This is a genomic window from Bacillus cereus group sp. BfR-BA-01430, from assembly GCF_022663115.1.
GTDB lineage: Bacteria > Bacillota > Bacilli > Bacillales > Bacillaceae_G > Bacillus_A > Bacillus_A cereus_BD.
The window spans coordinates 155,171-180,663 of record NZ_JAKUEW010000006.1 but is presented as its reverse complement, the minus strand read 5'-3'; the positions used below and the strand labels follow the sequence as shown (position 1 = coordinate 180,663).

The following is a 25,493-nucleotide window of genomic DNA, read 5'->3' as shown; positions in this document are numbered from 1 at the left end:
GAAGGGATTTCTTTGAAAACCATACTTTTTGAAGGTACTAGTTTTATTGAAACATAATTAGCACCCTTTTTAAATTCCAAAGACATACCGCTTATGTTCTCATTCTGACATTCCATACTATCGCATACAATATAGTACTTCTAACATAGTAAAATTAACAAGATAATGGAAATGAGGTCCCTATGAAAATACTATTCAAGCAAGCCATTGTATATCCAATTACATCTCCAAAGTTGCAAGGGGATGTATTAGTCGTAGAAGACAAAATCGGCGAAGTTAAGCCATATATTGAGGCAACCCAAGATATGACTGTCATCGATGCAAGAGCACTTCATCTTTTACCCGGATTTATCGACGTTCATACTCATCTTGGATTATACGACGAAGGAACGGGTTGGGCTGGAAATGATGCCAATGAAACCTCAGAAGTATCAACTCCACATATTCGTTCTTTAGATGGCATTCATCCCTTTGATATCGCATTTCACGATGCTGTAAAGGGCGGCATTACAACTGTTCATGTCATGCCTGGAAGCCAAAATATTATTGGTGGCACTACATGCGTGATTAAAACGGCTGGAACTTGTATCGATCATATGGTTATACAAGAGCCAGCCGGATTAAAAATTGCTTTTGGGGAAAATCCAAAGCGTATTCATAGTAATGGTACAAAAGAATCCATTACCCGCATGGGGATTATGGGATTGCTGCGCGAATCTTTCTATGAAGCACAGCATTACGGCAATGATGCTGATTTTCGGATGCTTCCTATTTTAAAAGCATTGCGCCAGGAAATCCCCGTACGCATTCATGCACATCGCGCGGATGATATTCGTTCTGCTCTTCGTTTTGCGAATGAATTTAGCCTCGACTTGCGCATCGAACATTGCACAGAAGGACATTTCATTGCTGATGAACTCGGGCAACATCATTTAAAAGTTTCTGTCGGCCCAACACTTACACGTCGTTCAAAAATTGAACTCAAAAATAAATCTTGGAATACCTATCACATTCTAGCTCAAAAAGGGGTGGAAGTTTCCATCACAACTGATCACCCTTATACCCCCATTCAATATTTGAATGTTTGCGCAGCCCTTGCTGTTAGAGAAGGGTTAGATGAGAAAACTGCCTTAGAAGGCATCACTATTTTACCAGCACGCAACTTACGCTTAGAAAATAAAATTGGGAGTATTGAGTCTGGAAAAGATGCCGATCTTGTTTTATGGACACACCATCCATTTCATTATTTAGCTAAACCTATTCTGACTATGATTGATGGGAAAATTATTTACAAAAAAAATAAAAAAAACTAGTTTCTTTTTTTGGCTAGATACAGTATGATACGAATATAAATTGAATGAAACCATAATCAATTTGTGTCGTGATTGTTTTTCAAATTGATGAATGGGGAAGGCAAATGGTGCGCCACCAGCATTATAGACTGGTTCTAGTGGGTTCGATTCCCACCCCGAAATTTTTTAAAGTTTGATATAAAAATTTCGAGGGTGGGATGTTTTTTTCGTCATGCTACCCTCGCGTGAGGAGGAGTTAGTATGTTAAAAAAACGCGACTTACACGACAGCCACGTTCTATACGAATTAATGGTGGATCCAGCTGTCTTCCCTTTTGTGCGTCAAAAGGCTTATTCATATGAAGAATTTCTATTTTTAACAAAACAAACAATTGAGGCCGAAGAGCGTGGAGAATTAATTTCACGAACGGTTTTAGATGAATGGGGCAATCCTATCGGTACAATTACTCTATTTGATATTCAAGAAAAAGCAGGTTTTCTCGGTACTTGGCTCGGAAAGCCATATCATGGTAAAGGATATAATAAACTTGCTAAAGATGCATTTTTCAGTGAGCTCTTCTATGAACTGGATATTGAAACAATTTTTATGCGCATTCGCAAAGTAAATATTCGTTCCATTAAGGCAGCTGAAAAACTAGAATATGTGAGCTTAGCAAATGAAACAAGAAAAGCTGTTTATGATCAAATTAATGCACAAGAAGAAGTATATAATTTATATGAAATCTCGAAAGATCAATATACATTAGCTACAATGCGTGATGCTACATTCCAAGATGCACATCACTTAAAAGAAGCATAGATTCATACTCACTTATTATGTATATCACCTCTTATCATTGGAAACGATAGATAGTAACTTTATGATACGAGGTGAATGGTAATGGATAAGAAAAAGCGTGAAAAAGCAAGAAATACATTATCTAGTACACAAGAGGTTCTTTATCAAAGAGAATTTAAAAGAGCTGATCGTGCAGCCGGTTATCGTCCAAAAGGCGTTTAGTGATAGGAAAAGTTTCCTGATGAAACAGGAAGCTTTTTTCTGTGGAAAACTTTATCCACAGAATTAATAGAATTGTGCATAAAGTGAAACTTTAATCAGTGGAGTTTTCTTCATATCCACTCATTATGAGCTCTCACCAATCGGGGTGTTACGGGCAGTAGGGCTCCCACCTATCTTCCTTGCTTCTCTCTGAATCTTGATAGGCAAAATAAATGAAACAGTGATGGAAGTAAATATAGAAGTTACTCACACAGAAACCATTTAATTTGTGGGTATCTTTTCTGAAAATTGTGGATTATGTGGATATCATTGTTAATATTCTGATTAAACTTGATATTGAAACCGCATTCTTTTTGTGGATAACATAGTTAAGAACCCCTCTTTCAAATAGAAAAGAGGGGTTCTTATTACGTGAAAGACTGAGCTAAAGCTGGTGATTCCATCGGCACATGATTCGTTTGTGCATGATTCTCTTCTAAAATTACATCTACAATATGAGCAGCTGGTTCTGGACGATAAATGCTTCCCATTGCTTCTTTCATTTGTAAAAGTTTCTTATCATCCTCTAATAAAGCTTTTGTTTTCTCAAACATTTCAGCATCATCACGTATTACAACTGCTGCTCCCTTGCTCTCAAAGTAAATTGCATTTTCGTTTTCTTGCCCCGGTACAGGTTTGTATAAAATGACAGGTACTTGTAAAGCTGCCGCTTCACTTAATGTAATGCCTCCCGGCTTTGTAATCATACAAGAAGTAACACGGAATAATTCGTCAATATTCTCTATATAGCCAAATACTTTTAGTGCTTCAGAATTTTGTTCCTGTAGCTTCAATAATTCTTGTTTTAGAGCATCATTTTTCCCACAAACAACAGCCACTTGTAGATTAGGAACAGACATAAATGACGCGCACAAATCTTTAACGTTCCCTAATACACCATGAGCTCCTGCTACAATAAGCAAAATCTTTTTCTCACGAGATAACTGATATTTATTATATATAAGTTCTGAATTCATAGTTAACTCGAAATTTTTACGAATCGGAATCCCAGTTTCTACAATACGCTCTGGAGGTACACCGATTTCAACCATTACTTGTTTTACATGATCTGTTGCAACAAAATAACGATCTACTTCACGATGAATCCATATTTTATGCAAACAGAAGTCCGTTAATACATTATAAACAGGAATTGAAAAACCTGTTTGTTTTTTCAACTCTGGCACAGCAATAATTGGAAATGTATTAATGACTATATCTGGTTTCTCTGTATGCAAAAGTGCTTTCAGACGCTTTCTCCCAAAGTTGGCATACCACGATGCGATTTTTTTATCGTAAATTTTCTCTACACCATAATAAAATAAACGATATAACTCTTTACCTATCGTATAGCTTTTTAAATATAGATATTTTGTAATATCCGTTATAATTGGATGTGATTCTCCAAATAAATCACAAACAATCACATCTTCGATTCCTTTTTGACGAAATGCTTGTTCTAATGTTTTTGCTACTTGCACATGACCATTGCCGTAATGTGCTGTTAATATTAAAACCTTGGGGTTTTTTATCAAACAAATCCACTCCTAGCTTTTTCGCTTCTCCGTATTGCATATACGACAATAGGAAAAACATTTTCCTAAAAAAATTACATATTTGGATCCCAACACTTTCATGTTAGCTATGTACCTGTCGTGGATATGCAAGGCATATAAGATTGACCCCTTAATCCTATTTATGCTCATATCTTTACATTATACTTTCCTATAAGAGCTTTCGCAATAATTTGAAGGTATTCTACATTCCATCATACGCGCCCTAATACATCTTAATTCTTTTTACTATTTAGATTTCCCTTTACAATTATGTAAATTTCTCTTCTAATCCCTTTACAAAAATATGGATATTCCACTTTCAGTATACTCCTTTATCTCCTTATACTCTAGCGTTTATTAGAGGAAAAAGAAAAGTCTAATCCAAAGTATGGATTAGACCGCTTTTAAAATTTCTTTTGCATGTAAAACACTTTGTTCTGTTGGAGGTTCAACACCTTGAAGAGGATACTTATGTCCAAGTGTTTCCCATTTATATACACCAAGTTTGTGATATGGTAGCACTTCAACCTTTTGTACATTAGATAGACTTTGAATAAAATGAGATAATCTTTGTAAATCTTCCTCGCTATCTGTAACGCCAGGAACTAATACATGTCTTACCCAAATGGGTTTCTTTTTATCTGATAAATAACGAGCAAATTGTAAAATATGCTCATTTGGTTTTCCTGTTAATTTTCGATGCTTTTTAGAATCAATATGTTTTAAATCCAGTAAAACCAAATCTGTGTAATCCATTAAGATATCTAATTTTCTTTGGAACTCTGGTTCTTCTGAGTAACAACCTCCCGAAGAGTCAATTGTTGTATGAATTCCAACTTCCTTACATTTTTTGAATAATTCAATTAGGAACTCTAATTGTAATAACGGTTCTCCACCACTAATTGTAATGCCGCCTCCTGAAGCCTCAATAAAGGGAAGGTAACATGTAACATCCTGCATAATTTCATCAACTGTTATTTCTTTTCCTTTACCAATCTCCCATGTATCAGCATTATGACAATATTGGCAGCGTAATAAACACCCTTGTGTAAATATGACATAACGAATTCCTGGGCCATCAACAGTACCACAAGACTCTACAGAATGAATTCTTCCTTTTACCATGTTACTTCCTCCTTTATTGAAACAACTCCCCCCGTTCCCTTATTAAGAGACAGGGGGAAATTTTTCTTTACATGCTTTCATGCATTGTACGATTAATTACATCAATTTGTTGTTCACGAGTTAATTTAATAAAGTTAACAGCGTAACCAGATACACGAATTGTTAATTGTGGATATTTTTCAGGATGTTCCATTGCATCCAATAATGTTTCACGATTAAATACGTTAATATTTAAATGATGTCCTTCTTTTACTGCGTATCCATCTAACATAGATACTAAGTTACTAACTTGTACCTCTTCTTCTTTACCAAGCGCTTTCGGAATGATGGAGAATGTATTAGAAATACCATCTTGCGCATCTTCGTATGGTAATTTCGCAACAGATAATAGCGATGCTAGTGCACCTTTTGTATCACGTCCATGCATTGGGTTTGCACCTGGTGCGAATGGTTCTCCAGCACGGCGTCCATCTGGAGTATTACCAGTTTTCTTACCATATACCACATTAGATGTAATTGTTAAGATTGACATTGTATGAACAGAATTACGGTATGTTTTATGTTTACGAAGTTTGTTCATAAATGTTTTCACAAGATTTACTGCAATTTCATCAACGCGGTCATCATTGTTACCATATTTCGGGAAGTCACCTTCAATTTCAAAGTCAACCGCGATACCATTTTCATCGCGAATTGGTTTTACTTTTGCATATTTAATTGCACTTAAAGAGTCAGCTACGACAGATAGACCAGCGATACCTGTTGCCATTGTGCGAAGAACTTCTGTATCATGAAGTGCCATTTCGATACGTTCATAGCTATATTTATCGTGCATGTAGTGAATTACATTTAATGTATTTAAGTAAAGACTCGCTAACCATTCCATTGTCATATCAAATTTATGCATCACTTCATCATAATCTAGTACGCTAGCAGTAATTGGTGCAAATTCTGGTCCTACTTGCGCTTTTGACTTTTCGTCTTTCCCGCCATTAATAGCGTATAGTAAAGCCTTCGCTAAGTTTGCACGAGCTCCGAAGAATTGCATTTGTTTACCAATTCTCATTGCGGATACACAGCAAGCAATACCATAGTCATCGCCATATTCTGGACGCATAATGTCATCATTTTCATATTGAATTGCAGATGTTTTAATAGACATTTTTGCACAGTAGTTTTTAAATTTCTGTGGTAATTGCTTAGACCAAAGAACTGTTAAGTTTGGCTCTGGCGCAGGTCCTAAATTGTCTAATGTATGCAAGAAACGGAATGAGTTTTTTGTTACTAATGGACGACCGTCAAGTGCAATACCACCGATAGATTCAGTTACCCAAGTTGGGTCACCAGAAAATAATTCATTATAATCAGGAGTTCTCGCAAATTTTACAAGACGTAATTTCATAATGAAATGGTCAACAATTTCTTGCGCTTCCTCTTCAGTTAAAGTGCCATTTTCTAAATCTCTTTCAACATAGATATCTAAGAATGTTGAAGTACGTCCAAGACTCATTGCAGCCCCGTTTTGTTCTTTAATTGCTGCAAGATAAGCAAAGTATAACCACTGGAATGCTTCTTGTGCATTTGTCGCTGGTTTCGAAATATCAAAACCGTGAGAAGCTGCCATTTCTTTTAACTCTTGAAGTGCACGAATTTGCTCAGATAATTCTTCACGTAGACGGATAACATCTTCACTCATTACACTTCCTGTTAGATTTAAATCCTCTTTTTTCGCTTCAATTAAACGATCTACCCCATACAATGCTACGCGGCGATAATCACCAATAATACGTCCACGTCCATATGCATCTGGAAGGCCAGTAATAACACCTGATTTACGAGCTGCTCTCATTTCTGGAGTGTAAGCATCAAATACACCTTGGTTATGAGTTTTGCGCCAATCTCTAAAGATACGACTTAATTCTTCATCCATTTTAAATCCATATGCTTCACAAGATTGCTCTGCCATACGAATACCACCAAATGGTTGTAAAGAACGTTTAAATGGTTGATCTGTTTGAACACCTACTACTTTTTCAAGCTCTTTATTTAAATATCCTGGACCATGTGATGTAATAGAAGAAACAATTTTTGTGTCCATATCAAGAACGCCACCATTTTCACGTTCTTGCTTAGTTAGATCCATTACTTGATCCCAAAGTTTTTTCGTTGCTTCTGTTGCTCCCGCTAAGAAGGATTCGTCACCTTCGTAAACGTTTACATTATTTAAAATGAAATCGCGAACATCAATCTCTGCTTTCCATTTTTCACCTTTAAATTTTTCCCATGCATGTTTTACAGTTTCTAATACTTGAGTCATCCTAATCTCCTCCATTTTTTGATTAGTACAGGACTAAGATTTTTTATATAACAGCTTACACATTTAGAATACTACTTTTTTAAAAAAATGAACAAGATAGTTGTGACACATTTGTGAAACGTTGAGCAAACAACTATATAGATAGTGTTAATATTAGTTTAATACTCTTTTCAATTGGCTCTTTCCTTAATTATATTTTTTTAGTATCCTTATAAACGAATCCTATTCTGTGGTATAAAAAGTCATACCCATTATAAACTGTAATACCCTTACCTCTTATTCTGTTATATTGTTTTTATGACAGAATAGACGAAGTGTACCAAATCGGTACACTTCTTTTTTATAGCTTTAAACTTTAAACCTTACGACGAACAGGCCTCATCACGAATCATTATTTAATCATTCTCTATTTCACGAAACCACTGAATCGTCTCTTTCAATCCTTGTTCCCATGAAACATTAGGATGGAATTGACATGTTTCTCTTAGCTTTGTAACATCAGGCTTTCGATTCGGAATTTCTTCAAACCCATGTGGATACACCTTTTCAAATGGTACATGAACAATTTTGGAAGATGAATTCGTCAATTGATGAATATCTTGTGCTACTTCTTGAATACTTTTTTCGTCTTCAGATCCTATATTAATGATTTCTCCATTTACATTTTCATCCATTGCGGAAATTGTCGCTTCTACCGCATCACTTACATACGTAAAACAACGCGTTTGCTTTCCATCTCCATATACAAGAAGATCATCACCTTGAAGAGCTGCACGAATAAATCGTGGAATCACCCCAGCATATGGACCATCTTTTGCTCTTGGGCCATAAATATTAAAATAACGGACAATTGTTACTGGTAATCCTTGTAGCGCATATCCTAAACACAATGTCTCTTCTAATGTTTTACAAATTGCATAACTCCACCGAATTTTAGATGTTGCTCCATATAACCGATCACCATCTTCCGAAAACGGTGGCGTTCCTTTTCCATACACTTCAGAAGTGGAGGCGAAAATCACTTTCTTCTTTCCCGTTAATGCTGCTTGTAAAATATTTCTTGTTCCATCAAAATTCGTTTCAATTAATTCAATACTTTTTTCCATCGTAGTCTTTACACCTAAAATAGCAGCTAAATGAAATACAACATCATGCTGATCTACCAATTCATACATCGAATTTTTATCAAGAATACTAATCGGAATAATTGGAATTTTTTCTATTAACTCTTCATGATATTTACTTTTTCCTTTATAAAAATTATCAACAATCGTAACTTGATGACCTCTTTTCACAAGTTCTTCCGCTAAATGTGATCCAATAAATCCTGCTCCACCTGTAATCAAACAACGTTTCTTCATGCACTCACCTTCTTTAGTACACCTCGTGTATCTATTACATGTCCCATTCCTTTACATATATTCCAATCTATATTGGAATGATCTGTTACAATTAGTATACAATCTGCTTTTTCTAATATTTTCTTCTCAAGTGGAATAGAATCATATATTTCGTCTCCAATTTTTGCAGATGAAATATATGGATCGTGATATTGTACTTTATATCCCTCGTTTATTAACAGCTCGATGATTGGTAATGCTGGAGATTCTCGTAAATCATTTACATCTTTCTTATACGCAATACCAATCAGAAAGACAGTTCCTGGAGGAGCACTCCATTCTTTCACCTGCGTTACAATTTGTTGTGGCATCTTTTCATTAATCATATGAGCTGCTTCGATTAATTGACTTGATCGCCCTAGCTGTCTTGCTTTCCACTGAAAATATAAAGGATCAACTGGGATACAATGCCCTCCTATTCCTGGTCCCGGCCAATATGGTGTAAAACCAAATGGTTTTGTCGCCGCAGCTTCAAGAGCTTCACGAAAATCAATCCCTAACTTTTCACAAAGTATATTCAACTCATTTACTAAGGAAATATTAACTAAACGCTGAATGTTTTCAAATAACTTACACATCTCTGCTACTTTTGGAGAACTAACTGGAACGACTGTATCAAATACAGTACTATACAATTTTTGGACTTGTTGCTTACATCTCTCAGTTTGACCACTAATTACTTTTGGAATAGTTTGCACTGTATATTGCTGATTCGCTGGATCGATTCGCTCTGGTGAGTATCCAATATAATAATCTTTTCCAACTTCTTTACCTGATTGAGCAATGATCGGAATGATGACTTCTTCCAATGTACCCGGATATGTGGAACTTTCAAAAATGAAGGTTTGTCCTGCTTGAAGGTTTTGTTTTATATAATGAGAGGCTGCAATAAGAGCACTTAAATCAGGTTCTTTTTGTTTATTAATTGGCGTTGGTACCGTAACAATCACATACTCGCTCTTTTGAAATTCTTCTATCCCTGTATGAGGCGTATAAGCTACCAACTGCTTGTTTTGCACCAAACCTTTTAAGATATTCGAAGAAACATCTGGTATATAGCTATCTCCTTTTTCAATTCGTTCTATTTTTCGTTTATCTTTATCTAATCCGACTACGTTATATCCTCTTTCCGCAAAATGTATCGCTAAAGGAAGACCAACATAGCCCAATCCAATGACAGTTATCTTCCCACTATCATTCATTTTTTCTTCTCCTTTCTCTTTTGCCATATTTACTTCGCTGTTTATGAAATGAGCGTAGCGAAGTTTATCAAAAATACTATTCATTATTAAAAAAATAATGTAATAGTCTATTAAAAACGTTTACTAGTTTTCTCCAGTGTTTACTTAATAGACGCATTCTTAACTTTTTTCATTTATATAAAATAATATGGATAATACATCTGTACATCTTAATGTATACAAGTATTACTGATTTTGTGATAGGTAAGTCATACATTTCCAGAAAAATTAGTAGTTTCGTACATAAAGTGAAACTTTCATCAGCAAAAGCTTTCTTTATCCCCAACAATCGGGCTGTCCTAAAATAGCAGATAAGCTCATTACATAAAGTGAAACTTTAATCAGTGGGGGTTTTCTTCATCCCCCACTGATTATGAGCCTTCACCAATCGGGCTGTTACGGGCAGTTAATCTCCCACCTATCTTCCTTGCTTCTCTCTGAATCTTGAGGTGGGAGTCTTACTGCCCTAAAATAGCGGGATAAAAAAGCAGATGATGTCTCATCTGCCTTTTTTGCTTCTACTCTTTTAACGTAATTAGTGCAGCTACAGCATAGTATACTGCCTTTGGTATTTCAGTCTGTTCTGCTACTGATATCGTAATAAGTGAACCTCCACTGGCTGAAAAATACTGAATAGCTTCGAATGGAATCCCACCTTCTTTTACATCGATATAAGTTCCATCACGCCAAATTCCTTTCTGCAACGTTGCTGATAGATCACCTGTAACCTTTCCAATCTCGTTTCCATTTGATAACAAAAAAATCCATTCCCACTTTGTTAACTTTAATAGTTGATTTAATTCTCCTATTTTTTCTCCATCCACATGATAAAATGAATAAGAATTCCTTATCCCTCTCTTTTTTTTAATTCGTAATACCTCTTTCCCAATTTGATTGTATAAATAAAATTGCTTTTCATATGTTCCTTTCGAAAAGAATGACAAAATACATTTCCAAACTTTTTGTCTATGTGAATGATATATTTCTTTTAATATTCCGATTGCACTTCCATTTAGTCCAAAATATGTAATTGTTGTAAATATTCCTGTCTCCTTACGCACAACAAATCTTTTTTGCTCTAGCAATACAGTGTCTTCTTTTTCTTGAATGATTTGTTCGATTCTTTTTGCTCTTCTTCTCTCAATGAAGCTATAGATAGATAGTATACTCGCTGTTACTACAACACCTAGTAATTTTATATGCTCTCGTCCTGAACGAAACAGTGTATCTTTCCTATATTCTAAAAAGAATTCAATCCCCAAAATAATCCACACGATTACAGCAAAAAGCATTATGCGCTTTGCATTACGTGCATGATGCTTATGAATTCCCATACTCTCTCCCCCATATCCATATAATCCTCCTTCATATACAAAAAAACCTCCCCTCTAAACAAACAGAGACTATCTCAAAGATAGCCTCTTACACTTCAATATGTTGCAACATTGTATACATATCATTATTTACTTTACCAAACGATTTAATATTATTTTGAATATTGGATAATAAAATAACATGTATATTTCCGCTTTTGCTAAAGCCATTTAAGCAATTCCAACCGGGCATAACACCGTGATTCGAATAACTGCCTGGATTCACATACCATCCAAATCCATAATCTTTTTTCACAGGTGTGAACATTTGATTATAACTCTCTTTTGAAATGAGTTTTCCAGAGAATAAGCCTTCATTAAATAAATATAAATCATACGCACTTGTATATATATCACCGCATCCATATAATTGTGACATGCTTGGAATAGCAGGTGTTGTCATATTATTATTCACAATCTTATATCCAGTGGAAGGATATCTTGTTTGCTCTAAAGCCCTTCCAAAACCTGAATGTTTCATTCCGATCGCATCAAAAATATGTTGCTTTATATATTCTTCTAACGGTTGTCCGCTCACTTTTTCAACAATATAAGCAAGAATAGAATAGTTAGAATCAGAGTACTTCCATTTTTCTCCTGGATTTGCTAAACGCTTTTGTTCTCCAATTCTCTTTAACAATTCCTCGTGAGAGATATCTTCACTCCCTGCTTCATATTCTGGAATTCCAGACGTATGCGTTAATAGATACGATAGCTTCAGTCCCTCACCTTGTGGGAAGCCGGGAATATATTTTGTTACTGTATCTTCTGTTTGCAGTTTATTTTGATCCTTTAACTGCATAATCGCAGTTGCTACAAACGCTTTTGAAATCGAACCAATATAAAATGTCGTTTCTGAATTATTTGGTATTTTTTTCTCTTGATTCGCTAGACCATATCCTTTATTCAAAAGTACTTTACCATTCTTTACAACGACTGCCGTTCCACTAAATCCTTTACTTTGCAAATACTGATCTAACTCAGCATTGTCGTTAATATCTTGCGGAGTCTCTTCAACAGGTTGTTCTGCCGCTTTCACTGTTTGTTCTTGTTGTTTTGGTTGTTGCTCACTTTTCTTCGGTGCTTCTTCTTTCTTTTTCATCTCTGTTGCAGCTTTTAACGTATTCTCTTTTTTACTATGAGACATAATTTTTGTATATCCAAAATATACAATGAAAAATAACAGACTGAGAATCACTATTCCTTTTATATATGCTATTGATTTCCGAGCTTTCGGATTCACGCTATCCTTTTCCTGTTCCATAACTGCCGTTTTCCCCTCATTTTATTCATTTTATGAAAAAACTAGTCCCATTTTTTCACAAGGAATGGAAAATCCATTTCATACCATACTTACTGTATCATGCACTACGCTGATTACCAACTAATATGTACAAAAAAGAAAAAGAAAATTTTCAAAAGTAAGATTCACATATAAAAAAGGATATCCCCTAAAAGATGAATTTTATCAATCTTTTCGGATATCCTCTTTTTTCTTCAATTTATACGTGTTTTTTCATATCTTCAGCAACTGATTCAACGTTCGTTCCAACGATAACTTGCACACTTGTATTACTTAATTTCATAACACCTTTTGCACCTGCACGTTTTAACGCTGGTTCGTTTACTAAGTTTGCATCTTTTACTTGTAGACGAAGACGAGTCGCACAGTTATCAATCACTGTTAAATTGTCTTTTCCGCCAAGTGCAGTTACATATGTTTCTCCAATAGAACCTGCAACTGGAGCTTCATCGCCTGCTACTACTTCCTCATCATCTTCACGCCCTGGAGTTTTCAAGTTAAATTTCTTAATTAAGAAGTAGAATACAACAAAGTAAATAGCTGCATAAATTAAGCCAATTCCTGCTAATAATAATGGTTTTGTTGCAATACCAAGGTTTAAGAAATAATCAATGGCACCGGCACTAAATGCGAACCCATCATGAATGCCAAGTGATGTTGTTACAAATAATGAAATACCTGTTAATACAGCATGGATACCATATAATACTGGAGATAAGAACATGAATGAGAATTCAATTGGTTCTGTAATACCAGTTAAAAATGAAGTTAAAGCAAGACCCGCTAACATCCCTGTAACCATTTTACGTTTTTCCGGTTTCGCAGCTGCAATCATTGCAAAACATGCTGCTGGTAAACCAAACATCATAACTGGGAAGAAACCAGTCATAAACATACCTGCTGATGGATCTTTTGCAAAGAAACGAGCAATATCACCATGAACAATATCGCCTGCTGCATTTGTAAAGTCACCAAATACAAACCAGAAGTATGTGTTCATTACATGGTGCAAGCCAATTGGAATCAATAAACGGTTCAATAAACCGAATAAACCAGATCCAATTGCACCTAAGTTGACAATACCATGAGCTACTGCATCAATGCCATTTTGAATTGTTGGCCAAATTTGACCAAATACTAATCCTAAAAGAAGCATAACGACGGATGTAATAATTGGAACAAAGCGTTTTCCTGCAAAGAAACCTAACCATTCTGGCAATTTAATCTTATGGAATTTGTTATATAATAACCCAGCAACAACCCCGGCAATAATCCCACCAAGGATCGCCATATTTATTTTAGGTGTTAATGCTGCTGCTTTTGAAACTTTTGTCATTGTATCCGCTAACTTACTTGGATCAACTGATCCCAATAAGTCTTGAACACTTTTTAATTTATCATTTAGTTCTGCTGTCGAATAACTAACACTTAAAGTATCAGTTGTATTCTTCATAACTAGATAACCAATCGCACCTGCAAGACCTGCAGCACCACTACCATCAACTGACAAACCGATTGCAACGCCAATTGCAAAAATAAGTGCTAAGTTATCAAAAATAGCTGCACCGGCTTGTGCCATAACAGGTATATCAAATACATCTGGTTGCCCTAAACGAAGCAATAATCCTGCTGCTGGCAGTACTGCAATTGGGAGCATTAATGCTTTACCAATACGTTGTAAAAACTGTAACATTATGATTCCCCCTATCTAATTTTTGAAATCGTTACCATTATATAAGTGGTTAAGAAAACGCTTTATCTATCGAAATCATCATAACATATAGTTGTATAGATGTGTAGTTTTTTATTTTGAAAATTTTATGGATATATTTTTTAAAAATGATTATATGAGAAGACGTTTTTGCCATTGGGATGTTCTTCAGCTCTACTCATTCTGAATCTTGATCAATTGAGCTTTTACAAATATCCCTATTCTCAGCCTATTTCTTTACTTTAAAGTTTCACAATCCATAAATAGCAAGATAAAACGAAATCTCTCCTCCTTCCATGAACAATATAAAAGATAACGGATTGTATAAAAGTTTTATTTTATCATTCCACTTTTTCATGGTATTATTTATTTCCCACCATACACGGGAATAGTAAACTTAGTTTATTCAAAATAGGAGCGTTGGTATTATGCAGTGCGTTGAAACAAACAACTTAAAACAGTTGTTAGAACAAGTAAAACCATATACAAAAAAAGGGAAACTTGCTACTTATATCCCCGAATTAGGAAATGCAAATCCAAACGACTTAGGAATTGCAATTTACCATAAAGAAACCGAGTATGTTCATGCTGGGAGCTCCCAAATACTTTTTACCCTTCAAAGTATTTCAAAAGTAATTACACTTGCTCTTGCCCTATTAGACCGCGGTGAAGAATATGTATTTTCTAAAGTTGGAATGGAACCAACGGGGGATCCATTCAATTCCATTATTAAATTAGAAACAACAAGCCCTTCTAAACCTCTTAATCCAATGATTAATGCAGGTGCACTAGCAATTACAAGTATGCTGAAAGGAGCGAATAACGAAGAGAAAATAGAACGAATTCTCAATTTCGTACGTGAAATCACGGATAATCCTACTATTCATTATTCTGCAAAAGTTGCTACTTCTGAGCTAGAAACAGCTTACTTAAATCGTTCGCTTTGTTACTACATGAAGCAAAATGGTATTATCGATAGCGATATTGAAGAACTAATGGACTTATATACACGCCAATGTGCAATTGAAGTGAATTGTATTGATTTAGCACGCATCGGTTTAATTTTTGCAATGGATGGTTATGATCCATATAAACAAAAACAAATTATCCCAAAACATATTACAAAAATTTGTAAAACGTTCATGGTAACTTGCGGTATGTATAACGAATCTGGAGAGTTTGCCATCCGTGTTGGAATCCCTGCAAAAAGCGGAGTTGCCGGCGGCATTTTCGGCTGTGTAAAAGGAGAAATGGGCATCGGCATTTTCGGACCAGCACTAGATGAAAACGGAAATAGCATCGCTGGATTTAAAATATTAGAACTGCTATCAGCTCAAGAAGGCTGGAGTATTTTTTAATGATAATGTTCAAAAGAGGTAACCTATTTCTAGTAAAATAAGGAAACCTCTTTTTATTATGCATATTTCACTCACTTCTGAATAATATAGTACAACCTAACGCTATACTTGGTGGAGGTGTAAAAATGAAATTGATATTCCAAATGGCCAAGCAGCCTGTTTTGGAAAAAACAATCCTTCTCTTTATACTTAGTATTGTAGAAAGCTTAAAATTAAAAGTCGTTTCACTAGATGAAGCGCATCGATACATATTTAATTTAGACGTCTTAGAGTTATTAATGGATCGTAATATTGATGATCAAGTATTAGAACTCATTCATTTCGGAATGAGCCTTGAGGACATTCTTCATGTCCTTCCAGAAGAGCTTGAACAAAGTGTTGAAGAGTTGAAATGGCGCTGTATTCAAGTTCTTAGTGAATACGAAATGTATGAAGAACCCCAGCAATTAATTGAAGATATCCGCTAAAAAAGCACCTATATAGGTGCTTTAATGTTTCTTTAAACTATTTTTATACGTTTCAATATTAACAGGTAATTCTTCCTCTTCTAACGTATGCTCATTCACATCTTTATGAATAAATGCCCCTTTAGGCGGCTGATGATCATGCCCTTTTTTCTTATGGTCAAATGCTTTACCACGTCCCATATCCATCCCCCTTTCTATTTACGAAATCAATATTAGTATGAAGAAAAAAGCGTCGATATATGCAATGCTTTGTTGTATTTCCAAGGAAATACTCGAATTCTATTTTTCTGTATCATGTTTACATTAATTGATCAATTCCAATTAAAATCAATAAAATCCCAGCAATAATTGTCGCCCATTTCCCTAAGTATTCCGCAAAAAATCTTTTTCCGATATAAGAAAAAGCACTAATACAAATAAAACTAAATGCTCCTGAAATGATAGCCGTCCACCAAAGATTTAAATTAGTTACTCCCGCATCAAACCCTCCGGCAATATTATTAATTGACAATGCAACACCTAACACAAGTGCTTCAGAAAAACTAATCGTTTTTGAACCATCAAAATCAGCATTCTCTGGATTACGTAATATACCAATCATACTCCCATCTTTCTCTAATCCTTCTGCTGATTTATTCAATAAAGGCTGGCATAAAACAAAGATTCCAATGAGTCCAAGAACAATTGCTCCAATTAAATTTGCCATGAAATCTGAAATAAATAATGAAATCCAATTTCCAAATAAACCAGCTAATAAAGTAAAAAGAAACCCGAAAAAAGCGATAATGAAGTTGTTAAACCAAGAAATACGAATATTACGAATCCCGTATGCAATTCCTACACCCGCATTATCTAAATTAGAAGCAATCCCTATTAACAAAATAGAAAATAATCCTGCCGAACTCATCAACATTCACTCCTCATTTTTATTTTCCATGCATGTTATGCAAATATTGAGCAATTGTGCCTGTCAGCTTCATATACTGTTAATAAAAACTCAACATTTGTTCAACACTTTAGAAACAAGAAGGAGTGCTAAACTATGTCTACGGAAAATCCGAATGATAAGCTTGGCGCATTACTAAAGAAATTATTAAAAGAACGCGCTCTATCTATGCGTCAATTAGGAACACTCACAAATATTGATCCATCAACGATTTCACGAATTATAAATGGTAAACAACAAGCAAAGCAAAAACATTTGCAAAAGTTCGCTGAATCTTTAAAAGTCCCACCACAAATGCTATACAATGCATTGCATTCAACTTCTTCCCCTATCAAAAAAGAAAAAATCGATATGTATAACTCCATTGATACGATTCAAGATACCCTACAGTCATCGAACCTTTTTGATTATGATTACACAACAATACGCGTCAAACAAGAATTAGAAAACTATGAACGGTATGCGCAAACGACAGAAGGACAAATACGTATTCATGAAAGTTTCTCAACAAAATTGAAGCAAATTGATAGCACAGGCCCCTTTATTGAGCAGCTAACAGAAATGTATCAACAATTTTGCAAAGATACGATTTCTGGAAAAGAACGTGCTGTAATCGGAAGTGCTTTATTGTATTTTGTTTTATCAACAGACATTATCCCAGATTATATATTTCCAATTGGCTATTTAGACGATGCAATCGCAGTTGAGTTAGTAAAAAAAAAGCTAGCTCATTTGCGGAAAGAAATGTAGAAAATATGACAGAAACCTGTGCCAAACTATCATAAAACATGACAGTTTGGAGACAGGTTTTCCATGCTATATCGGCGGTTCGATGTAAAATATCGACCAAAAAACAACATTCGTCACTTTGCCTCTATTAAAAAAACACTACAAAAAAAGAGACTGTTTACAATTTTACAGTCTCTTTCACTATTTAAAAATCAACCTTTTCTAAATACAATCCGTTCGCATCCGCAAGGCAATTAATCTGATTCCTTTGTTTTGCTTCTAAAATTTGCGGAATTGCTTCAGCGTCAAGCTGTCCTAATCCAACTTCAATTAATGCTCCAACAATTTTTCTTACCATATTGTGAAGAAAACCATTTCCGCTTATTCGAATTTGAATACACCCTTCGCTTTCAAAAACATCGAGCACATATACGTCTCGAACCATTGATTTCTTTTTCGATTTCGCATTTGAAAAAGCGGTAAAATCATGAGAACCGATAAAATATTGCGCTGCTTTTTTCATATTTTCTATATTTAGCTTTTTGGGAACGTGCATGCTGTATTTCCTCATAAACGGGTTCGTATGTTCCTCATTCCAAATTTTATATAAATACGTCTTCGCTTTTGAATTATAACGCGCATGAAAACGTTCAGGAACTACCTCAACATTTGTAATACTAATATCATTTGGTAAGTGTTGATTTAAATACTTTTTCACTTTTGGTTCTGATAATGTTTCTTCCACCTTAAAGTTAGCTACCTGATTAAGAGCATGTACTCCCGCATCAGTTCTACTACATCCGATAATTTCAATTTCTTGTCCAATCATTTCTGATAGTGCACTTTCAATTTTCCCCTGAATCGTATGATCATTATTTCCAAGACGCTGCCATCCTTTAAAGCGTCCGCCGTCGTATTGAATTGTGAGTTTGTAGTTGTTCATTTTATTCTCCTTACTTTCTAACAAGCCTAACCACATTCTCCACATGCGCTGTATGCGGGAACATATCTACTGGCTGTACGTATTCCACTTCATAGCTCTTCATTAATGTTTTTATATCACGTGCTAGTGAAGATGGATTACAGGAAACGTATACAACTGTTTTTGGTTGTACTTTTAAAATAGTTTCAAGCAGTTTATCGTCACAACCTGTACGTGGTGGGTCAACTACGATTACATCTGGGCGCCATCCTTCTTTTACCCATTTCGGTAACCATTGTTCAGCTTTACCTGCTTCATATTTCGTATTTGTAAATCCGTGACGTTTTGCATTCTTTCGTGCATCTGCAATTGCTTCTGGAATGACATCCATACCGCGTACTTCCGCCGCATCGTTTGCAAGCCACAGTCCAATCGTACCAACGCCGCAATACGCATCGACAATTTTTTCTTTCCCTGTTAATGCCGCTGCTTTTTTCGCTTCATTGTAAAGAACAACAGTCTGTTCTGGATTCAATTGGAAAAAGGCACGCGCTGATAATTCAAATGATAAATCGCCAAGCGTTTCTTGAATGACTTCTTTCCCAGATAAACGGAACGTCTTATCTCCAAAAATAACAGATGTTTTACGTCCATTTACATTTTGCATAATGGATTTCACAGCTGGCATTTGTTTTTGTACTTCTACGATAAACTGCTCTTTATTTGGGAATTCGTCTTTTGCCGTAATTAACGTAATTTGCACTTCCCCTGTTTGAACTGCTACACGTGTAACGATTGTACGGATAAGCCCTTTCCCTTTCCGCTCATTATAAATAGAAATGTTTAACTTCTCTAAAATACGTTTCACGACTTTCGTCGCTTCGTTTGTTGCCTTATGCTGAATCATACAATGTGCAATATCAATTAGACGATGCGAATTTTGCTCATATAATCCTGTAATGACTTTTTCGTCTTTTCTTCCTACCTGTAACTGACTTTTATTACGATAGTGCCATGGATCTTTCATACCAAGCGTCGGGCGAATCTTCTCTTCCAAACTATTCTTCATATACTTTTGAAATGCTTGTACAACGATATCACGCTTCTGATTTAATTGCTCTCCATAATCTAAATGCTGGAGCTGACAACCACCGCATTTATCATATACTGGACACGGAGCTTTCACGCGATGAGGGGAAGCTTTACGAATGTTTTTCACTTTCGCTTCCGCAAAACCACGCTGAATTTTCGTTGCCTCTGCAACCACTTCTTCACCTGGTAATGCTCCTGGAATAAAGACAACTTGTCTCTTAAAATAACCAACGCCCTCTCCGTTAATCCCTAGACGCTTAATGGTCACAGGAAACGTTTGGCCAACTTGTAATTTGCTTTCATGTTGCTTTTGCACGATTATTACACCTCTACTCTATACTTTTCCATAAATATAACGCTGCATAACTACAGTATGGTTCACACTCTTGTTTTATTTGTTCTAAAAATGCATCATCTGGCTTATTGTCTAATCGAAATAATCCTTGAAGTGCACGCTGAATTCCGATATCTGTTTTGGGAAACATATTTCGGCGCCCAAGTCCAAATAATAAAAAATTTTGCACTGTCCATGCTCCAATTCCTCGTACTGGTAACAATTGTGCAGAAACTTCTTCCTCTGTTTGTTTTTCTAATTTTGACAAATTAAGCTTACCTTCCACAATCTGTTTTGCTAATCCTATCATATACTCCGCTTTTCGTTGACTAAACTTTTGTCCTCTAAGTTCTTCTATTGAAATCTTTGCTACTCTTTCTGGCGTTGGAAAAAAGAAAACGTCATTCTTCTCTGTTCCATATGTCTTTACAAATTGTTCCGTAAGAACAGTAGCGAACTTTAAATTGACTTGTTGGTGAATGATACATCGAAGCAGACAAGTAAAATAATCAAATTCTAAAATAAGCGGTGTATACGCATATGTTTCAAAAAGTGGATGTAGTGGTGTGTTTTGAAAGTGGTCTTGTATCTTTTGCAAAGATTCATTCCACTGGAAGATCGTATAAATCCGTTCCATAACTTGTTCACGCTGACCTGTCTCGCTCGAAATCCAAAATTGTGGTTTTTCGATTGTTCCTAGCCCTTGTACACGAACAACAATCTGTTCTCCATTTATAAACAGTGGAACATACACGATTTTCTCATCTAATTGAACACGATTTAATGGATCAAAAGATAAACGCCTTAATACTTCTTCAAAGTGGTACGGACTCTTTAACGTAACATGTTCACTCCACATACGTTTCCCCATCCTTTTTACACATCATTATAGCATGAGAAAACCGCAAGCATACATGCTTACGGTTGATTGCGTTTTACTAAATCATCTAGACTTTTAAAATGATACCCTTTCTCTCGTAAATCATCAATGATTTTCGCAAGGGCCTCTGCATTATCTTTTGATACTGCATGTAATAAAATAATCGCACCTGGATGAACCATATTCATCACATTATTATGTGCATATTGCCATCCTCTTTGCTCGTCTACTTTCCAATCAATAAAAGCAAGCGACCAAAATACATTATAATAACCCATTTCTTTTGCAAGTGCCAATGTGCGCTCACTGAAAATACCGCGCGGAGGACGTAAATATTTTACTTCCTTTTGCTTTGTTACTTTTTTAATTTCATCTGTTACACTTTGTAGTTCTTCTTTTAACTTTGCATCATTGACAGTTGTAAGATCCGGATGTGTTTGTGAGTGGTTACCAATAATATGTCCTTCATTTACCATTCGCTTTAATAAATCTTTTTGGCCTTTCACATAATGTCCTGTTACAAAAAATGTCGCTGGTACTTTCTTTTCTTTTAATACGTCTAAAATTTTTTCAGTATATCCATTTTCATAGCCATTATCAAATGTTAAATATATATCTTTTTTAGTCGTATCCCCTAAATAAAAGCCACCATTATTACGAAGTAAATCAGTAAACTTTTTCCCTGCATCCGGCGGAGTCTCGCTTTTAGCTCGCGGGATTCCCCAATGATTCGCCTCATTCGTATAAGCAAAAGCAAACTTCGGTACAAATGCCATTATAATCATTAAAATGAGACCTATATACAAATATCTAAACTTCATACATACTCTCCTTTCCATATGTCATCGTACCGGTAGTTTCTGTTTTTAATCTTCCTTTCATGCTGAGCATATTTTTCTACATATACCAAAAAATGCATCTCAAATAACTCGAGATGCATTTTTTCTTTCTTTATTTAAATACTGGTTCTTTAAACTCCACCAATTTTTCAAGTGACGTTTTATCCACATCAGCATGCAAGCTGTTACCATGAGAATCCATTGTTACAACTGCTTTAAAACCATCAATGCGTAAATGCCACATTGCTTCTGGAATACCAAACTGTAGAAAATCTACATCTTTTACTTCTTTAATACATTCGGCATAATACTGCGCTGCACCGCCAATTGCATTTAAATAGACACCGCCATGTTCTTTCAGTGCAGCTAATGTCTTCGCACCCATACCACCTTTACCAATGACTGCACGGATACCGAATTTCTTCATGATATCTCCTTGATATGGTTCTTCACGGATACTTGTTGTTGGACCTGCCGCTTTAATTTTCCAATTATCATTTTCATCTTTCACTACAACTGGTCCACAATGATAAATGATTTGGCCATTTAAATCTACAGGGCAGTCATGATCTATTAAATGTTTATGAATCGCATCACGTCCTGTGTACATCATACCGTTAATTGTTACAACGTCCCCAACGCGAAGTTCACGAATTTGTTCCTCTGTAATTGGGGCTTGTAATACGATTTCACGTTGTTCTTGTTTTTCTTCTACAGCCTCTTGTTGAAGTGTATCTTCTCCTTCTTGATATAACCAATCGATAATTTCACCTGTTTCTGGGTGAAGTGTTACACCAAGACGGCGATACGCCCAACAATTATACGCTACAGACACATAGAAGCTCGCTGGCAAACGATTGTACACTCCAATTTTACAACCAAGTAAAGTCGTTTCTCCACCAAATCCCATTGTACCAATCCCAAGTTTATTTGCATTCTCTACTACGTATTCTTCTAATTTCTGCAATTCTGGAATTGGATTCACATCATCTAATGTACGGAATAATTGATTTTTAGCTAATTCATATCCCGACATGCGGTCTCCCCCGATACCGACACCGATTACACCTGCGCTACATCCTTGTCCTTGTGCTTGATATACCGCATGAAGAAGACATTTACGAATCCCTTCTAAATCACGGCCTGCTCGTCCAAGCCCTTCTAGTTCGCAAGGCAAGCTATATTGAATGTTTTTATTTTCACAGCCGCCCCCTTTTAAAATTAAACGAGCATCGATATAATCTTTTTCCCACTGTTCAAATTTGATAACAGGTGTTCCTGGCCCTAAGTTGTTTCCACTGTTGTCTCCAAAAAGGGAATCGACAGAGTTCGGACGTAGTTTTCCATCCTTAGTCGCCCGCTCAAGCGCACTATAGATCGCTTCTTTCATTTTTAATTGATTCACACCAACTGGTGTATAGATTTTAAATGTTGGCATCCCTGTATCTTGGCAAATTGGCGAAATGTTGTCATCCGCCATTTTAATATTATTTGTAATTGTGCCAAGTGCCATCGCTGAACGAGTCCCTGCATTCTCTCGTTCTTTTGCTTGTTGAATTGCACGGCGAACATCCTTTGGTAAATTCGTCGACGTTTCAACAATAAGTTGATACATGCTTTCTTGAAGCTTTTCCATTGTTACTCCCCCTCAATTGTGAACGCTACCAAAACGTTGCTAGATGAAAACTTCATTCTATCCTTCTTTGTTTGTATGTCTATCATCTGAAAGTAAAATGAAATTTTCCACAACTTGATTATACCCTTTTTTTTATATTCATTCTATTTTATAAAACAAGTTCTCTCCGGTTTCTAAAACGATAAAGTACAACTTTAATCAGTAGGAAGGGCTTCATTCCCCACTGATTATGAGCCTTCACCAATCGAGCTGCTCTAACATAGCGGGATAAAAGAAAAAGTGACCTCCAACATCTCATTGGTGGCCACTTTCATATATTATTAATCTTTTTTAAATTGCTCACATTTTAGTTCTAATTCATCTAACATTGCAAGAAGACGATCTACATCTTCTAATTCCACTTCTTCTGGTTCAATTGAATCAATTACTTCAATGAACATATTTAAACGTTCTTTTAAATATACTAATTGTGAATCTTTATCATGAATTGCTTTTCCCACGAAAGCACTCTCCTTTTTATTCGAGTTGTTTTCATTATACCGCAAAAATGATTGTCATGAACATGCATTTTTATCAATTTTTGTACATAATATTATTCTATACAAATAAATATATAAAAAATTTCTTATTTTTTATACGCCTTAAGTAACTCTACAATTGTTTGTTATGAAAAGTTTCACTTTATAAAATGTCTATATTCTTCTATTATAGAGAATGGACAAATTGTTATTCCAATAGTCAAAGGAGTATTTCATATGAGTATATCACAAACAATGAAGCCGATTACTCCTTCTTACGATCCATGGGAAGCGTATATGGACCTTGAAGAGTACGGCAAATTACTATTAACAAACGTTGAGTTTACAACGACAACGTTATGCAATATGCGCTGTGAGCATTGCGCTGTTGGGTACACACTGCAACCTAAAGATCCAAATCCGCTTCCAATGGAGCTTTTATTAAAACGATTAGATGAGGTGCCTCATTTACGTTCTCTAAGCATCACTGGTGGAGAACCTATGATGTCAAAAAAATCCGTCGACAATTATGTCGCGCCACTCTTAAAATATGCCCATGAACGAGGCGTTCGCACTCAAATTAATTCAAACCTAACTATAGATTTAGCCCGTTACGAACAAATTATTCCTTATTTAGATGTGTTGCATATTTCACATAACTGGGGGACGATTGATGATTTCGTTGAAGGTGGTTTTGCAATGATGGCCCGCAAACCTACTTATGAACAACGTGCAAAACTGTTTGAGCGCATGATTACAAATAGTAAAGCTTTATCAGATGCCGGTATTATCGTTTCAGCAGAAACAATGTTAAATAAACGTACATTGCCGCATATTGAAAACATCCATCGTCAAATTGTTGAAGAAATGGGATGTAAACGTCATGAAGTACATCCAATGTATCCAAGTGACTTTGCTAGCAATCTTGAAATTTTAACAAAAGCTGAAATCCGAAGCGCCATTGAACATCTATTAGCTATTCGAGATGAAAACGTATGGATGTTATTCGGAACATTACCATTCTATGCATGTAGCGATGATGAACGTGATTTAGCTACCTTAAAAAAACTGCATGAGAGCAAAAATGTAACTGTTCGTAATGATCCAGATGGTCGCTCCCGCTTAAATGTAAATATCTTTGATGGAAATATTATCGTTACTGATTTTGGCGATATCCCCGTTCTCGGCAATGTACAAACAAATACATTACAAGAAGCATACGACAAATGGTACAGTTCCAAAACAGCAAAATCATTAAGCTGCCATTGTCCAGCTGTAAAATGCCTTGGGCCAAATATTCTTGTCAAAAATAGCTACTATCAAAATGAAGATTTCTTAACGAAAAAAGCGAAGATTACATTGTAAGAAAAAACGTCAGCTGCATATAGCTGACGT

23 protein-coding genes are annotated in these 25,493 nt (G+C 35.5%); 7 read left to right on the top strand and 16 right to left on the bottom strand.

The window, feature by feature from the left end:
- The first annotated feature begins 182 nt into the window (after positions 1-182).
- The 3 genes from MR058_RS13190 (at position 183) to MR058_RS13180 (ending at position 2,312) form a co-directional block, all read left to right on the top strand.
- Positions 183-1,313, top strand: a complete 1,131-nt coding sequence (locus tag MR058_RS13190) for an amidohydrolase (protein ID WP_242144436.1) — start codon at positions 183-185, stop codon at positions 1,311-1,313.
- A 240-nt stretch (positions 1,314-1,553) separates the two neighbouring features.
- Entirely contained in the window at positions 1,554-2,111 is a 558-nt protein-coding gene (locus MR058_RS13185) for a GNAT family N-acetyltransferase (protein ID WP_242144435.1), read from the top strand.
- Between the two features lie 81 nt (positions 2,112-2,192).
- Positions 2,193-2,312, top strand: a complete 120-nt coding sequence (locus MR058_RS13180) for a YfhE family protein (RefSeq protein WP_242144434.1) — start codon at positions 2,193-2,195, stop codon at positions 2,310-2,312.
- 407 nt (positions 2,313-2,719) lie between these two features.
- Here MR058_RS13180 and MR058_RS13175 read toward each other — a convergent pair whose 3' ends face one another.
- From MR058_RS13175 to nagE, 8 genes are all read right to left on the bottom strand, one after another.
- The gene (locus tag MR058_RS13175; RefSeq protein ID WP_242144433.1) at positions 2,720-3,886 is read right to left on the bottom strand and encodes a diglucosyl diacylglycerol synthase; all 1,167 of its coding nucleotides are present in this window, start codon (positions 3,884-3,886) and stop codon (positions 2,720-2,722) included.
- Positions 3,887-4,300: 414 nt separating this feature from the next.
- Positions 4,301-5,032 (bottom strand): pyruvate formate-lyase-activating protein, encoded by a 732-nt coding sequence (pflA, locus tag MR058_RS13170; RefSeq protein ID WP_242144432.1) that lies wholly within the window; start codon positions 5,030-5,032, stop codon positions 4,301-4,303.
- Between the two features lie 67 nt (positions 5,033-5,099).
- Positions 5,100-7,349 carry a formate C-acetyltransferase gene (pflB, locus tag MR058_RS13165; protein ID WP_242144431.1) on the bottom strand — a complete coding sequence of 750 codons (2,250 nt, stop codon included), beginning with the start codon at positions 7,347-7,349 and terminating at the stop codon, positions 5,100-5,102.
- A gap of 395 nt (positions 7,350-7,744) precedes the next feature.
- On the bottom strand, positions 7,745-8,710 hold the full coding sequence (locus MR058_RS13160) for an NAD-dependent epimerase/dehydratase family protein (protein WP_242144430.1): 966 nt from the start codon (positions 8,708-8,710) through the stop codon (positions 7,745-7,747).
- Positions 8,707-9,951, bottom strand: a complete 1,245-nt coding sequence (locus tag MR058_RS13155; protein WP_242144463.1) for a nucleotide sugar dehydrogenase — start codon at positions 9,949-9,951, stop codon at positions 8,707-8,709. The genes MR058_RS13160 and MR058_RS13155 overlap by 4 nt, the downstream gene beginning before the upstream one ends.
- 557 nt (positions 9,952-10,508) lie before the next feature.
- The gene (locus MR058_RS13150) at positions 10,509-11,324 is read right to left on the bottom strand and encodes a sugar ABC transporter ATP-binding protein (RefSeq protein ID WP_242144429.1); all 816 of its coding nucleotides are present in this window, start codon (positions 11,322-11,324) and stop codon (positions 10,509-10,511) included.
- 88 nt (positions 11,325-11,412) lie between these two features.
- Positions 11,413-12,627 carry a serine hydrolase domain-containing protein gene (locus tag MR058_RS13145; protein ID WP_242144428.1) on the bottom strand — a complete coding sequence of 405 codons (1,215 nt, stop codon included), beginning with the start codon at positions 12,625-12,627 and terminating at the stop codon, positions 11,413-11,415.
- A gap of 238 nt (positions 12,628-12,865) precedes the next feature.
- Entirely contained in the window at positions 12,866-14,359 is a 1,494-nt protein-coding gene (gene nagE, locus MR058_RS13140) for an N-acetylglucosamine-specific PTS transporter subunit IIBC (protein ID WP_242144427.1), read from the bottom strand.
- Positions 14,360-14,805: 446 nt separating this feature from the next.
- Here nagE and glsA point away from each other — a divergent pair, with 446 nt between their 5' ends.
- Positions 14,806-15,735, top strand: coding sequence for a glutaminase A (gene glsA, locus MR058_RS13135; RefSeq protein WP_242144426.1), 930 nt, complete (start codon positions 14,806-14,808; stop codon positions 15,733-15,735).
- Positions 15,736-15,860: 125 nt separating this feature from the next.
- Positions 15,861-16,202, top strand: a complete 342-nt coding sequence (locus MR058_RS13130) for a DUF3969 family protein (RefSeq protein ID WP_242144425.1) — start codon at positions 15,861-15,863, stop codon at positions 16,200-16,202.
- Positions 16,203-16,223: 21 nt separating this feature from the next.
- Here the strand turns inward: MR058_RS13130 and MR058_RS13125 are convergent, their stop codons facing one another.
- Positions 16,224-16,382, bottom strand: coding sequence for a hypothetical protein (locus MR058_RS13125; RefSeq protein WP_000532411.1), 159 nt, complete (start codon positions 16,380-16,382; stop codon positions 16,224-16,226).
- A gap of 118 nt (positions 16,383-16,500) precedes the next feature.
- The gene (locus MR058_RS13120) at positions 16,501-17,109 is read right to left on the bottom strand and encodes a manganese efflux pump (RefSeq protein WP_242144424.1); all 609 of its coding nucleotides are present in this window, start codon (positions 17,107-17,109) and stop codon (positions 16,501-16,503) included.
- Between the two features lie 135 nt (positions 17,110-17,244).
- Here MR058_RS13120 and MR058_RS13115 point away from each other — a divergent pair, with 135 nt between their 5' ends.
- Entirely contained in the window at positions 17,245-17,898 is a 654-nt protein-coding gene (locus tag MR058_RS13115) for a DUF1232 domain-containing protein (protein ID WP_242144423.1), read from the top strand.
- Between the two features lie 184 nt (positions 17,899-18,082).
- On the opposite strand, the gene truA is transcribed toward MR058_RS13115, so the two are convergent.
- The 6 genes from truA to MR058_RS13085 form a co-directional block, all read right to left on the bottom strand.
- The gene (gene truA / locus MR058_RS13110) at positions 18,083-18,820 is read right to left on the bottom strand and encodes a tRNA pseudouridine(38-40) synthase TruA (protein WP_242144422.1); all 738 of its coding nucleotides are present in this window, start codon (positions 18,818-18,820) and stop codon (positions 18,083-18,085) included.
- Positions 18,821-18,830: 10 nt separating this feature from the next.
- On the bottom strand, positions 18,831-20,210 hold the full coding sequence (rlmD, locus tag MR058_RS13105) for a 23S rRNA (uracil(1939)-C(5))-methyltransferase RlmD (protein ID WP_242144462.1): 1,380 nt from the start codon (positions 20,208-20,210) through the stop codon (positions 18,831-18,833).
- A gap of 10 nt (positions 20,211-20,220) precedes the next feature.
- Positions 20,221-21,084, bottom strand: coding sequence for a DNA-3-methyladenine glycosylase family protein (locus tag MR058_RS13100; protein ID WP_242144421.1), 864 nt, complete (start codon positions 21,082-21,084; stop codon positions 20,221-20,223).
- 59 nt (positions 21,085-21,143) lie between these two features.
- Positions 21,144-21,926 (bottom strand): delta-lactam-biosynthetic de-N-acetylase, encoded by a 783-nt coding sequence (gene pdaA, locus MR058_RS13095; protein WP_242144420.1) that lies wholly within the window; start codon positions 21,924-21,926, stop codon positions 21,144-21,146.
- 130 nt (positions 21,927-22,056) lie between these two features.
- The gene (gene fumA, locus MR058_RS13090; protein WP_242144419.1) at positions 22,057-23,580 is read right to left on the bottom strand and encodes a class I fumarate hydratase; all 1,524 of its coding nucleotides are present in this window, start codon (positions 23,578-23,580) and stop codon (positions 22,057-22,059) included.
- Positions 23,581-23,900: 320 nt separating this feature from the next.
- Positions 23,901-24,080, bottom strand: coding sequence for an SE1561 family protein (locus MR058_RS13085; protein WP_011983522.1), 180 nt, complete (start codon positions 24,078-24,080; stop codon positions 23,901-23,903).
- A gap of 255 nt (positions 24,081-24,335) precedes the next feature.
- On the opposite strand from MR058_RS13085, the gene yfkAB reads away from it, so the two are divergent.
- Positions 24,336-25,463, top strand: coding sequence for a radical SAM/CxCxxxxC motif protein YfkAB (gene yfkAB / locus MR058_RS13080; RefSeq protein WP_242144418.1), 1,128 nt, complete (start codon positions 24,336-24,338; stop codon positions 25,461-25,463).
- Positions 25,464-25,493 lie beyond the last annotated feature (30 nt).

Bases quoted from the DNA above. Each gene is read 5' to 3' on its own strand.
- MR058_RS13190 (WP_242144436.1), top strand. From the start codon at position 183: ATGAAAATACTATTCAAGCAAGCCATTGTATATCCAATTACATCTCCA.
- MR058_RS13185 (WP_242144435.1), top strand. From the start codon at position 1,554: ATGTTAAAAAAACGCGACTTACACGACAGCCACGTTCTATACGAATTA.
- MR058_RS13180 (WP_242144434.1), top strand. From the start codon at position 2,193: ATGGATAAGAAAAAGCGTGAAAAAGCAAGAAATACATTATCTAGTACA.
- pflA (WP_242144432.1), bottom strand. From the start codon at position 5,032: ATGGTAAAAGGAAGAATTCATTCTGTAGAGTCTTGTGGTACTGTTGAT.
- pflB (WP_242144431.1), bottom strand. From the start codon at position 7,349: ATGACTCAAGTATTAGAAACTGTAAAACATGCATGGGAAAAATTTAAA.
- MR058_RS13160 (WP_242144430.1), bottom strand. From the start codon at position 8,710: ATGAAGAAACGTTGTTTGATTACAGGTGGAGCAGGATTTATTGGATCA.
- MR058_RS13155 (WP_242144463.1), bottom strand. From the start codon at position 9,951: ATGAATGATAGTGGGAAGATAACTGTCATTGGATTGGGCTATGTTGGT.
- MR058_RS13150 (WP_242144429.1), bottom strand. From the start codon at position 11,324: ATGGGAATTCATAAGCATCATGCACGTAATGCAAAGCGCATAATGCTT.
- MR058_RS13145 (WP_242144428.1), bottom strand. From the start codon at position 12,627: ATGGAACAGGAAAAGGATAGCGTGAATCCGAAAGCTCGGAAATCAATA.
- nagE (WP_242144427.1), bottom strand. From the start codon at position 14,359: ATGTTACAGTTTTTACAACGTATTGGTAAAGCATTAATGCTCCCAATT.
- glsA (WP_242144426.1), top strand. From the start codon at position 14,806: ATGCAGTGCGTTGAAACAAACAACTTAAAACAGTTGTTAGAACAAGTA.
- MR058_RS13130 (WP_242144425.1), top strand. From the start codon at position 15,861: ATGAAATTGATATTCCAAATGGCCAAGCAGCCTGTTTTGGAAAAAACA.
- MR058_RS13125 (WP_000532411.1), bottom strand. From the start codon at position 16,382: ATGGGACGTGGTAAAGCATTTGACCATAAGAAAAAAGGGCATGATCAT.
- MR058_RS13120 (WP_242144424.1), bottom strand. From the start codon at position 17,109: ATGAGTTCGGCAGGATTATTTTCTATTTTGTTAATAGGGATTGCTTCT.
- MR058_RS13115 (WP_242144423.1), top strand. From the start codon at position 17,245: ATGTCTACGGAAAATCCGAATGATAAGCTTGGCGCATTACTAAAGAAA.
- truA (WP_242144422.1), bottom strand. From the start codon at position 18,820: ATGAACAACTACAAACTCACAATTCAATACGACGGCGGACGCTTTAAA.
- MR058_RS13100 (WP_242144421.1), bottom strand. From the start codon at position 21,084: ATGTGGAGTGAACATGTTACGTTAAAGAGTCCGTACCACTTTGAAGAA.
- pdaA (WP_242144420.1), bottom strand. From the start codon at position 21,926: ATGAAGTTTAGATATTTGTATATAGGTCTCATTTTAATGATTATAATG.
- fumA (WP_242144419.1), bottom strand. From the start codon at position 23,580: ATGGAAAAGCTTCAAGAAAGCATGTATCAACTTATTGTTGAAACGTCG.
- yfkAB (WP_242144418.1), top strand. From the start codon at position 24,336: ATGAGTATATCACAAACAATGAAGCCGATTACTCCTTCTTACGATCCA.